This is a genomic window from Ancylothrix sp. D3o, from assembly GCF_025370775.1.
Lineage (GTDB): Bacteria > Cyanobacteriota > Cyanobacteriia > Cyanobacteriales > Oscillatoriaceae > Ancylothrix.
This window is the reverse complement of the sequence record NZ_JAMXEX010000008.1, coordinates 42,633-54,155: the sequence shown is the minus strand read 5'-3', so window position 1 is coordinate 54,155 and position 11,523 is coordinate 42,633. Positions and strand designations below refer to the sequence as shown.

The window sequence follows — 11,523 nt, the reverse complement described above, 5'->3', positions numbered from 1 at the left end:
GTGGGCAAAGCCCACCTTTTTTTGGGTATTTTATACTTCGCCCTACATCTACCCTAACCCTCGCCGCCGGCGCCGCCAACTAAAAAAAACCAAAGTATTAACCCTAATCAACCACCCGCAGCAAACCCTGACGCAAAGCCTCAAAAACCCGGTCAATTTGTTCTTTTTCATAAGAAGACAAAATATCTTGAGATAACAAAGTTTTCATAAAAAGTTGTTGATCAGTCCGCGTGATCCGGTGAGTCGAAAAGATTCGCTCAACAACTTCTTTAAATGACGATGTAGATGATTGCATACAACTCCCGAAACACTTTTACATCCTGTACTTAATTTGCAGTAAAGCCAAAACCGTTTACCAGCGGTAACTCAAACTCAGATGACTTGAAAAAGGGTCAAGCTGAGAGCAAGTGAGGGATGTCAGCTTCACAAACTTGTTAGCCATGCACGGCTTGACAATTCACTCAAAGTTATTTTGCCCAACAAAAGCCAGTCATTTTCATAAACAAACAAATTTATTAAAAACTTAATCTTTTTTCCACCCAGAATATTCTTGCCGCAAAATGGACAGCATCATAAGCTGATGACAGCAAAACCTTCAACCGGCAAACCTTAATTGATTAAGCTCAAATCCATATTCAACCTCAAATCTTCCATTTTATCTGCAATGCTTACTCAAAAAAACAACCCCTCGACATAAATAACATTTATTGCGCCCAACCGATGCTGCCGGCGCAGAACCCAGCGAACCCTTGCCCATTGCAAAGCAAATGACAGAGGATACTTCTGACGGCCTTTTTTTTACTAGAAGCGAGAGCATTGTGTCTGTGGGAGTTATTGATACCATGCAAAGCAAAAAGAATGCTTCAGATCAAAAGCCTGAACTCCTCTAGCTGACAGGCTTGTTCAAATCAAAATCAAAAATCAAAAAATCAAAATGATTGGAGCGCCTATGCAGTTTTAAAATATGAAAATACTGTAAACTTTTCCCAGTGCTGCGACACCCCCTCAAGGAACTCTTATGGCTATCGGCTACCTCGCCCTCGTTCTTCACGCCCATCTACCTTTTGTCCGCCACCCCGAAAGTGACTATGTATTAGAAGAAGAATGGCTCTACGAAGCCATCACAGAAACCTACATTCCGCTGTTGCGAATATTTGAAGGCTTAAAACGAGACGGCATAAACTTTAAAATAACCATGAGCATGACACCGCCCTTGGTGTCAATGCTACGCGACCCCTTATTACAAGAACGCTACAGCCAACACCTGGCCAAACTGCAAGAACTGGCCGAACGAGAAGTCGAACGCAATAAGCACAACGGTCACATCCGCTACCTCGCCGAACACCACGCCACAGAATTCAACCAAGCTCGCCAATATTGGGAAGAAAACAACGGCGATTTGGTAGCGGCATTTAACTCTTTTGCCCAAACTAATAACTTAGAAATTATCACTTGCGGCGCCACACACGGCTACTTGCCCTTAATGAAAATGCACCCGCAAGCCGTCTGGGCCCAAATCAAAGTTGCCTGCGAACATTATGAAGAAAACTTTGGCCGCTCCCCCAAAGGCATCTGGCTACCAGAATGCGCTTACTTTGAAGGCTTAGAGCGAATGCTGGCCGATGCCGGTTTGCGATACTTCCTCAACGATGGCCACGCCGTCCTCTATGCCAGACCCCGGCCTCGATTTGGTACCTACGCCCCTATTTATACGGAGTGCGGTGTTGCCTCTTTCGGACGCGATCACGAATCTTCCCAGCAGGTTTGGTCAAGCGAAGTGGGCTATCCAGGCGATCCAGAATACCGAGAATTTTATAAAGATTTAGGCTGGGAAGCCGAATATGAATACATCAAACCCTACATTATGCCCAACGGCCAGCGCAAAAACGTTGGCATCAAATATCACAAAATCACCGGTCGCGGTCTAGGTTTGTCGGATAAACAACTCTATGATCCTTATTGGGCAAGAGAAAAAGCTGCTGAACACGCCGGCAATTTTATGTTTAACCGCGAGCGTCAAGTTGAGCATCTCTACAGCCTCATGCAGCGCAAACCGATTATTGTCTCGCCTTATGATGCAGAGTTGTTTGGCCATTGGTGGTATGAGGGCCCTTGGTTTATTGATTTCTTGTTCCGCAAATCTTGGTATGACCAAAGCAGTTATGAAATGACGCACTTGGTAGACTATTTGCAAAAGCATCCTACGCAGCAAGTAGCTCGTCCGGCTCAATCAAGCTGGGGTTTTAAAGGTTTTCACGAATATTGGCTTAATGAAACCAACGCTTGGATTTATCCTCACCTCCACAAAGCCACTGAGCGGATGATTGAACTCAGCAAACGCGAGCCTGAAGATGAACTGGAAAAACGAGCGCTCAACCAAACGGCACGGGAGTTACTTTTGGCGCAATCTTCTGACTGGGCTTTTATTATGCGTACCGGCACAATGGTTCCCTACGCGGTGCGGCGCACTCGTTCTCACCTGATGCGCTTCAATAAACTTTATGAAGAAATCAAAATTGGCAAAGTAGACTCCGGCTGGTTAGAAAAAGTCGAATCCATTGATAACATCTTCCCGAACATTAACTATCAGGTCTACCGGCCTTTGTAATGGCCATTCAAACTGGGAAACTTGAATACATTTATCTGACAAACCTCGTTTCTGGCAGCAACGGGGTTTTTTTGTGGCTCGGTGAGAAAATTATTAAGTTTTATTAAGAAAAAGCAATTTGTAAAAATAGATACAGAAATGTCTGTTATATTAAAAATGTGGACAAACAACCCCGACTATAAAACTTATAAAATCAGGAGATATCTATCATGTCAGACGAACAAGCTCGCGCCCTAATGATGCGCCACCACCACCAAGTCAAAAACCGCCAGCAATCGATGCTCAACCGTGTGGCGGCTGAAGTGGGAATCGAAGCTGATGATTACTGGACAAATATTCAAGGCAAACCGATGTCTGGTTTCAATGTTTCCTACGACCGCTCAAACGCAACCATGAGCTAATTTTGGCCTCGATTGTTGACTGAAACTATTTAATAACAAAGGAGAGAAGGAAAATGAATACTCAAGAACAAGCCCGCGTCCGCATGATGGTTCAACAACACCAAGTTAAACACCGCCAGCAATCAATGCTTAGCCGTACTGCTGCTGAAGTGGGACTTGATGAAGCCCAAATAAATCAACTGCCCCGTGCTTAATACCTGGCACTGGCGAGCAGGATAAAAACAATATCTTATAAGCCAATGCAGGGCGTTCTTCAGTGAAGAAAGCGCCCTTAATTTTTTTTCGGGGGAAAATTTGGGCAGATACGGCTTTTGTGGCTGAGAAAATTTTGAGTTATGCTTATGGCACAACCGAGCAATTACAAGCAGACAAACATTGATGTTAAAGTTACAGTGCGGTCAATTGCCGGAGAAATTAATTGAGATGAAGAAGCGGCAAAGGCAAAGGTAAAAACTTAGGATTCAGCTTTTGTTAAAAAATAACTTTTTAATTTTTTCCAATAAATTTTGTTATCAGAAAAATTGCTCTTTCTAAAAAACTGCAACTTGCCTCGATGCCAAGCCGGAAAATTAGTCCGCTATCGCCTTGATGAGCCAGGAAAAAAGACCGGCAGCGGGGGCACAACAAACTTAACTATTAAACTTTTTGAAAAAAAAATTCAATGCCGGTGCCGGCTCGTGGTAAATTTACAGATTAGGTAAATTATGCCCACGCACGTTGAAATTGACCATGCAGCAACCACTCTCGCCAATACCGCAAACAGATTGCCTGTTAATGGAACTAACCGCTGCCAGCGCCTCTGAGGGGAATTTGCAGCAAATCGACTTGTATGTGACTCTGCATTTTGATGAAGCTTGCCAAGCTTTGATGACAGGATATGTCAAATATGCCTTGAGGGGAGGCCGGTTAAAACTTAAGTTAGAAAACGCTACATTTGTTGGGCCGTCTTGCCAAGAATCTCCTCAAACTCAAAGGCTGATTTCTAAAAAAGATAGCGCTGCAAAGGAGGTCTGTCAAGTGAGTTTTGTTGAGTCAGAAACTCAACCGACTTGGGAGTTTTCTCTGCCAAAACAGACGAACCAAAGTAAGCTGGAAAATTTTAAATTAGCAACGATAGAATTGCAGGCTTTTCCGGCCAAAATTCAAACGTTTTTTCAAATTTCACCGGGCTGTCTGAGAGTCACCGGCGCTGAGGGGTTATGGCATTTTGATATCAGCCCCAATAAACACGCGATTTTAGAAACAAAACTTGCGCTATGGCTGCAAGAAAATCAGCAAATTGGCGGGGGTTGGGTAGGGGTTTTGAATTATCAATCTCCAGAGATGTCGGAAAGAAGCGGTTACGAAATATCGGAGAACCCGTTTAGAGAAACGGCGAATTTAAGCCAAGCAATTGAAGAAGTTTTAGGGGCCAAAACTGAGAATTTTAGGGAATTGGCAAAGCTGGCTGGGTTGAATTATATGGTTGATTTTGCCGGTGCAAATTTACTGGGAGTTTCTTTAGAGGGAAGTGATTTAAGTAATGCCAATTTAGAGGGGATTAATTTGCGGGGTGCGCTGCTTAGTGATGTGGATTTTAGTGGGGCAAATTTAAGTGGGGCAAATTTAGCTGGGGCGGATATTTCGGGTGCTTTGCTGAGTGATGCTAACCTGCAAAATGCCGATTTACATAGGGCTTCTTTAGCTCTGGCAAACTTGGGTGGGGCAAATTTAGCTGGGGCAAATTTAAAAGAAGCTAATTTGAGTAATGCGAATTTAAGTGATGCGGATTTAAGTAATGCAAATTTAAGTGATGCTGAGTTAAAAGATGCCGGTTTGATGTTAACAAAATTGGCAGGGGTGAATTTGGCCGGTGCAAATATTGAGGGGGCGAGGTTTCGTCACGATTCGGGAATAACAGAAGAAATGCAGAAAGATTTAATCGAGCGGGGGGCAATTTTTGAAGTTTAAAAGCAGCAGAAATGAGTGTGGATAAAAACTAAATTAGGGAATTAGTATGAGCGAACAGGCCGATTTATTACTTAAACAAGGGATTTCTGAATATCAAGCCGGTGAGTTTGAAAGTGCTTTGCAGTTGTGGAAAGAAGCGCTGGAAATTTACAGGAAAACATCAAATCCTCGCAAGGAAGGTGCAGCTTTAGGCAATTTAGGGGCGGCTTATCAAGCTTTGGGAGATTTTCAATCAGCGCTGAATTGTTATCAGCAACATTTGGGGATTGCTAAGGAAGTTGAAGATGTGATCGGCCAATGCAATGCGCTTTTAAATTTGGGTAATAATTATTGCCAAATGGGGGAGTTTAAAAAGGCTATTGAGTGTTATCAACACCGGTTATCTTTGGCTAAAATGATAAAAAATAGCTTGATGGAAGGTCAATCTTTGGGGAGTATCCGCGCTTGTTATGAGGAAGAGGGAGACTCGGAAAAGGCTCAGGAATGTTACCGGCAGCAAATAGAAATTTTGCGAGAGTTTTTGTTACAAGAAAAAGGGGAATTAGCAACAACTGCTGAAAGTTTAGGATTAAATATTTTGGAGGATTTAGCGGGGGCTGATTTGAGTCATTTAGATTTGCATTATTCTGATTTGGAAGGTGCGAATTTGGCAGGAATAAGGGCAGAAAAGGCAAATTTAACGCTGGCGAATCTGGCGGGGGCAAATTTGGCTTTTGCTGATCTTAGTTATGCGGTGTTGGTGAATGCTTCTTTGGCGGAAGCAAATTTAGAATCGTGTAATTTAACTGGGGCTGATTTGCGAACGAATATCAGTAATGCTAATTTAACCGGCGCGTTGTTATGTGAGGCAAATTTAAGTAGTGCTTATTTATGTGGGGCTTCTTTGGCCGGTGCCAATCTAACTGGTGCTAATTTAAAAAATGCTGACTTAACTGGGGTGAATTTTGCCGGTGCAGATTTAAGGGGGGCTGATTTAACGCGAGCAGAATTTAAGGGGGCAAATTTAGAGAAAACTCGCTTGGGAAGTAACCCTGGGGTTTCTGAGCAAATGAAAGAGAATTTTATTGAAAGAGGCGCATTTTTTGAAGAAGAATAAGCTGGAAAGTTGGTGGCTGTCGCGGCGGCTGTTGTTTTGGCAAAATTAAGGCTATTTTTATATAAGAGTTGCTAAAGTGCTGTGCTTAACAAACAAAAATTGTAAGCGAAGGGTGACATTAGCCGGTTGTATCAAGTTCAATTAAAATAATGGCTATTCCTATTGGGCAGAGTTGAGCTATGGCGGATGAAGCTTCTATTAAAAAACTTCTCAGTAGCATTATAGGGCGTCCTGCCGGCACGCCTGCTGATACCTTGTCCGCGCCGGCCCAACCAGACGAACAACAACCACAGGTGCATTTTGACGGCGTTAACTTGGCCGGTGCTGATCTGACTCTGGCCGACCTCAGCGGCCTTATTTTGATTGGGGTAAACCTCCGCTACAGTTATCTGCTTTGTGCCGACCTCAGCCGGTCTGATCTAAGCAAAGCCGACCTTACAGGGGTCAATCTCAGCGGTGCTTACCTGAATTTGGCAAACTTGACCGGCGCGACTTTAACTAAAGCAAATCTCAGCCGCACGAATTTTAGTTGCGCCACCCTGACGAATTCTCAACTGTGTGACGCTTCTTTGTTGCATAGCGACCTCAGCACTAGCAACCTGACGGGCGCCGACCTCAGCGACACCAACCTCAGCGAAGCCAACCTCAACAGTGCAAACTTAACAGGAGCAACGCTTAAGAAGGCTAAGTTACACCGCACCGACCTCAGCGGGGCCAACTTAACAAAAGCAAGAATTAATCAAGCGGATCTCAATGGTGCGAGTTTAAACCGAGCAAACTTGGCCGGTGCGGATCTAAGCCAAGCACAGCTACATTATGTTTGCTTGATAAATGCCAATTTATCAGGGGCAAATTTGGCCGGTGTTAATCTCAATAATGCCGCTCTCAATGATGCCATTTTATATGATGCCAACCTCACCGACACCGACTTTACCGGCGCCAATCTTCGGGGAGCTAAAATTAATGAAGCAACTCAATTTGTCGGCAAATGGCGTTTAATTTGGGAAATTGTCAACCTGAAAGTAGAGGGGCGGGAACTCAAAGGAGCGAACCTCAGCGATGCTCTTTTGTGCGGGACAACGCTGCGGCGTGCTAACTTGATGGAAGCAAATTGTGTAAATACAAATTTCCGAGTTTCTAATTTTTGGCGAGCAAATTTGAGTGGGGCTAACTTCAGCGACGCCAACCTTTCTGATGTGAATTTGTGCGATGCAAATCTCAGTAATACTAACCTAAGCGGCGTTAATTTGACAATGGCTTTTTTATTCAATACCAATCTAAAAAATGCAATTCTCAAAGGTGCCAAACTGAATAAAAGTCAATTAAGAGATGCTCAATTTATCAATGCTGAATTAACAGAAGCGCTTTTTATTGGGGCAGATTTAACCGGCGCAGACTTCACCGGCGCTCAAGTAAAAAATGCCCGATTTGGTGAAAATGTGGGCATGACTGAAGCGTTGAGAGAAGATTTACTCAATCGCGGCGCAATTTTTAAACTTTAAATTATGATAATTAAGCGGGATATAAAAACCCGGTGAATGCCCCTAGTTACCGAGTTTTTTTAAACGCTTGTCTTATAGCTTATCCATCAATTGTTTAGCTTTAATTTTCTCCAGTTTTTCCATTGTTTCTTCCAGACGATCTTTATCACCTCGTTTGCTAAAAATTTGCGCGGCTTTTTGCAAATCTTTAATAGCTAAAGCACGTTCCTTTAACTTATTGCGAGTTGAACCACGCTCAAAATAAGCCTCGCCAAATTCTGGGGCAATTTCAATGGCTTTCGTGTAATCTTCAATGGCACCTTGATAATTTTTGTTTTGAATTTTACTCACTCCCAAATTATAGTAAGCAAGCGGATTATTTGGATTAAGTTCCACAGCGCGATTCCAATCAGCCACCGCACCTTCAATATCATTTAAAACCGAACGAGAGACACCCCGGTTATAGAAAGCATCAGCATAATTTGGATTGAGACTAATGGCTTTATTGTAATCTTCCAGCGCTCCTTCAGTATCTCCCAAATCTCGACGCACCGCACCTCGGTTATTGTAAGCAGCGGCTAAACTGGGGTTAATCAAAATAGCCTGGTTTAAATCATCTATAGCTGCGTGATGATCGCCTAAACTAGAGCGAGCAATGGCGCGGTCACTATAGGCAGCAGCGTGGGAGGGATTGCGTTTAATTTCTTCATTGAAATCATAAATAGCAGCTTGATAGTTTGCCACCGCTAAATAAGCATTTCCTCGTTTGTAATGTACCTGAGAAATTTCTGGGCTGCGCTGCAATTCGGTAGTAAAATCTTGAATGGCGGCTTGATAGTTTCCAACAGCTAAATAAGCGTTGCCTCGGTGATAAAACAGTTGATTTAAAGAGGCATTGTATTTAATAGCTTGAGTTAAATCATCAATGGCACCTTGATGATTTCCCAGGGCTGATTTTGCCGCGCCTCTGTTGCCAAAAGCGAGGGCGTTGGTGGGGTCTTTGCGTAACACTTGAGTGTAATCATCAATGCAGCCTTGATAGTCGCCAAGACGGTGACGAGTAGCGGCGCGGTTGTTGTAGGCGCTGATTTCCGAGGGGTCAATTTCGATGACTTTATTATAGTCTTCTAATGCTGCTTCATGGTCGCCTAAAGCAGCGCGTGCGGCGCCTCGATAGCCGTAAGTTTTAGCAGCTTTGACGTCATGGATAGCGACAAGTTCGAGGGCTTTTGTGTAGTCTTCAATGGCACCGCTATGATCATCCAGCCGGTGACGGGCAACGCCTCGATTATGATAGGCATAACCAAAATCAGGTTTAATTTTAATCACTTCGTTATAGTCTGCAATCGCACCATGATAGTCACCATTGCTGAGGCGTTCGTTACCTCGTCTACCAAAAGCTGCTGCATCTTCGGGGTATTCAACCGGCAATTTTGCGCGGCATTCTTTGGCTTTTTCAAAATTACCGCTTAGTTCATATTGTTGAGCAGCATTTTCCCATTGTTGGCGTTTTTCAAATTCTAAAGCCCGACAGTGGGCAACTTTGTGGGGAAGTTGGGCAAGTTCATAGTATTCGGCGGCTTTTTGCCATTGTTTTTTCTGCTCAAATTCTTCGGCTTTGTATTGAGCTTTTTTGGTTTCGTTGTTGCTTTTTAGCCAGCAGCGTTTAGCATTTTCTGTTTCGCCTATTTCTTCCCATTTTTGGGCGGCTGGTTGCCAGTCACCGGCAATTTCGAGGGCGGCAATTTCACAGCGGATCTGTTGATTTTTGTTTTCGGTGTTTGCCCAACATTCTGCCGCTTTTTCCCATTCTTTATCTTTTTCAAACAAGCGGGCCGCAGTTTCCCATTGAGAAAGTTGGGCAAACAATTCACCGGCTTTACTATACTGTTTTTGTTGGACAAGAGATTTGGCTTCAGCCCAAGTTTTGTTAAGCAAATCTCCGGCTTTTTCAAAACACTCAATAGCTTGCCGGTAAAATTCAGCTTTGAAGTAATAAAGGCCGCGTTGTTGCCAACTTTCGGGCGTAGGTTCTTCACGAGATTTCTGGACTAATTCGGGGGCGAGAGGCAAGACACATTGGGTTAATTCCGGTTGTTGCCAAAGTGCAGAAAGTTCAGTTTCCCAAATGTTTAAAATCCGGCGGGCGCGGGTGATGGCAACATAGAGGAGATTGAGTTCTAATTGCAGTTGTGGGGTTTCTTTGATTTGAATAATACTGTTACGGAAAAAGCGCCCCCAAAGGTCTTGGGAAGGTCGGAAAAACTCAAGCAGAAAAACCGTGTCAAATTCCAGTCCTTTTGCTTCTTCGACGGTGAATATCAGGGTGGATTGAAACTCGGTGCCGAATTTGTCTTTTTCTTCTTCGGTTCTGACTAAGATAGCATCGCCTGGGTTCAGTTCTTTGAGGGTGTCTTTAAGGGCGGTTGGAGAAGCAGAAATTAAGCGGGCCGGTTCTCCTGCTTGACGGATTTTTCTATCTTCCGAGACGGGGTTTTTCTCTTGTTCAGAAAGTTCTGCTAAGCCGATTTTTAAGAGTCTTCCTCGCAAAATTAAAAATTGATTGGCAAGGTGAACAAGACTGCCAACACTGCGGAAGTTGAAGTATAAAGTTTTTTCGAGAACTTCTTGATTTTGGCGATAAAACTTTTGTTTTAAGTCTTCCCAACGAAAGCCACTGGGGCTAATAGTTTGGTTTAAATCGCCGGCAAAGAAAAATCGAGCGCCAGAGGCACCAAGTTGTAGCAAAAGCTCTAAGTGTAGTTCGGTGAAGTCTTGAACTTCATCGCAAACAATAAAATTATATTGTTGGGGGTTTTGTTTGAGGATGCGGAGGACGTTTCTGGCTAGGTCTATTTCATCAAAGCTGTTGGTTTGTTTGAGTCTTTTTTGATACCATTCGGCGAGACTATAGACTTCACGGCGCTGGTTTTGGGGAATGACTGTAGAGCGTTTTTTGCCTAGTTTTTCGTAATCTTTTTCGGCAATTAAGTCAAGGTTTGGAGAAAGTTGGGAACCTTTGATAATGCTGCGAATTTCATCCCAAATCAGGGCGCTGGGGTATTGTTTGCGTTTGGGATGGGCGCGATAAATCAGCCAAAATGCTTGAAAGTTAACTTCATCTTCGGGGCGATAGGGTTGGGCTGCGTTTTCAAGAATTTCTAGGCATAAATCGCGCATTGTTTTGAATTCAAAAATGCTTTCGGCGCTGGGGTGACTATTGCCAAGAAGCTTTTTAAATTGTTCGCGGGCGTTGGCAACAAGGAGGGGATTTTGGGCGATGTAAAGACGTTTGCCGGCGGGGGAGTTTTGCAGACTTTGGAGGAGGCGATAAAGGGCGACGGTGGTTTTGCCGGTGCCGGCGCTTCCTGATAGTAAAAGGGTGCCGGGAAGTTGTACAAGCTGATATTCTTCCGGGGTAAGTTTGAGGGGAAGTTCACTATTTTGAGCGATAATTGCTTGATGCCATGCTTCCTCAGATTCGATAACTTGCCAGGGAATATTGCTGAGTAATTCGTCTTGAAATTCTGCCGGCAAGGTGAGTTCTTCATCTCGCACTGCTTGGAGGGCAGATTTTTGTTTGATGGTAAGTCGGGGGCTGTCAATATTGCCGATAGTTTCGATAATTTCTGCATCTAACCATTCGGTATCAGGCGTTCTTTTTCTAGCTTTGGCATTGCGTGAAACGTCATCGTGATCAAGGCAAATATCTTGCACAGCAATGTAAATTTGAGCGGTGCCGGTTTGCGGTTCTCTGGATTTTTCGTAGGTAAAAATTAGTCGGGAGGCTTTGGTAATGCGTGCTTCCCAGACTTTTTTGTTAATACCTTTTAATTTTTTGACTCGCAAACCGCTATTAAATTGTTGTTCTCGCACTTTTTCGATGCAGTTCCAGATTTTTTTCTTGAGACTGCTTTGGGGAATTTCTCGGATAAAATTTACTATTTCTGGGTGTAATACGGCTGGAAGTGACATAGTTTGAATAAG

9 protein-coding genes are annotated in these 11,523 nt (G+C 43.6%); 7 read left to right on the top strand and 2 right to left on the bottom strand.

What is annotated here, in order from left to right; translation table 11 throughout:
- Positions 1-103 precede the first annotated feature (103 nt).
- Positions 104-295 (bottom strand): hypothetical protein, encoded by a 192-nt coding sequence (locus tag NG798_RS15150; protein WP_261224513.1) that lies wholly within the window; start codon positions 293-295, stop codon positions 104-106.
- 723 nt (positions 296-1,018) lie between these two features.
- Here NG798_RS15150 and NG798_RS15145 point away from each other — a divergent pair.
- The 7 genes from NG798_RS15145 to NG798_RS15115 all read left to right on the top strand — a co-directional run bounded on the left by NG798_RS15145 (position 1,019) and on the right by NG798_RS15115 (position 7,557).
- Positions 1,019-2,608: a glycoside hydrolase family 57 protein gene (locus tag NG798_RS15145; RefSeq protein WP_261224512.1), complete on the top strand. Its 1,590-nt coding sequence runs from the start codon at positions 1,019-1,021 to the stop codon at positions 2,606-2,608.
- Positions 2,609-2,817: 209 nt separating this feature from the next.
- Entirely contained in the window at positions 2,818-3,009 is a 192-nt protein-coding gene (locus tag NG798_RS15140; protein ID WP_263012993.1) for a hypothetical protein, read from the top strand.
- A 53-nt stretch (positions 3,010-3,062) separates the two neighbouring features.
- On the top strand, positions 3,063-3,203 hold the full coding sequence (locus NG798_RS15135) for a hypothetical protein (RefSeq protein WP_261224511.1): 141 nt from the start codon (positions 3,063-3,065) through the stop codon (positions 3,201-3,203).
- Between the two features lie 62 nt (positions 3,204-3,265).
- Positions 3,266-3,388, top strand: coding sequence for a hypothetical protein (locus NG798_RS15130; RefSeq protein ID WP_261224510.1), 123 nt, complete (start codon positions 3,266-3,268; stop codon positions 3,386-3,388).
- 350 nt (positions 3,389-3,738) lie between these two features.
- On the top strand, positions 3,739-4,959 hold the full coding sequence (locus NG798_RS15125; RefSeq protein ID WP_261224509.1) for a pentapeptide repeat-containing protein: 1,221 nt from the start codon (positions 3,739-3,741) through the stop codon (positions 4,957-4,959).
- A 46-nt stretch (positions 4,960-5,005) separates the two neighbouring features.
- Positions 5,006-6,055: a pentapeptide repeat-containing protein gene (locus tag NG798_RS15120; RefSeq protein ID WP_261224508.1), complete on the top strand. Its 1,050-nt coding sequence runs from the start codon at positions 5,006-5,008 to the stop codon at positions 6,053-6,055.
- Between the two features lie 179 nt (positions 6,056-6,234).
- Positions 6,235-7,557, top strand: coding sequence for a pentapeptide repeat-containing protein (locus tag NG798_RS15115; RefSeq protein ID WP_261224506.1), 1,323 nt, complete (start codon positions 6,235-6,237; stop codon positions 7,555-7,557).
- Positions 7,558-7,629: 72 nt separating this feature from the next.
- Here NG798_RS15115 and NG798_RS15110 read toward each other — a convergent pair whose 3' ends face one another.
- On the bottom strand, positions 7,630-11,511 hold the full coding sequence (locus NG798_RS15110) for a tetratricopeptide repeat protein (RefSeq protein WP_261224504.1): 3,882 nt from the start codon (positions 11,509-11,511) through the stop codon (positions 7,630-7,632).
- Positions 11,512-11,523 lie beyond the last annotated feature (12 nt).

Coding starts and splice junctions, on each gene's coding strand:
- NG798_RS15145 (WP_261224512.1), top strand. CDS start 1,019: ATGGCTATCGGCTACCTCGCCCTCGTTCTTCACGCCCATCTACCTTTT.
- NG798_RS15150 (WP_261224513.1), bottom strand. CDS start 295: ATGCAATCATCTACATCGTCATTTAAAGAAGTTGTTGAGCGAATCTTT.
- NG798_RS15110 (WP_261224504.1), bottom strand. CDS start 11,511: ATGTCACTTCCAGCCGTATTACACCCAGAAATAGTAAATTTTATCCGA.
- NG798_RS15135 (WP_261224511.1), top strand. CDS start 3,063: ATGAATACTCAAGAACAAGCCCGCGTCCGCATGATGGTTCAACAACAC.
- NG798_RS15125 (WP_261224509.1), top strand. CDS start 3,739: ATGCAGCAACCACTCTCGCCAATACCGCAAACAGATTGCCTGTTAATG.
- NG798_RS15120 (WP_261224508.1), top strand. CDS start 5,006: ATGAGCGAACAGGCCGATTTATTACTTAAACAAGGGATTTCTGAATAT.
- NG798_RS15140 (WP_263012993.1), top strand. CDS start 2,818: ATGTCAGACGAACAAGCTCGCGCCCTAATGATGCGCCACCACCACCAA.
- NG798_RS15115 (WP_261224506.1), top strand. CDS start 6,235: ATGGCGGATGAAGCTTCTATTAAAAAACTTCTCAGTAGCATTATAGGG.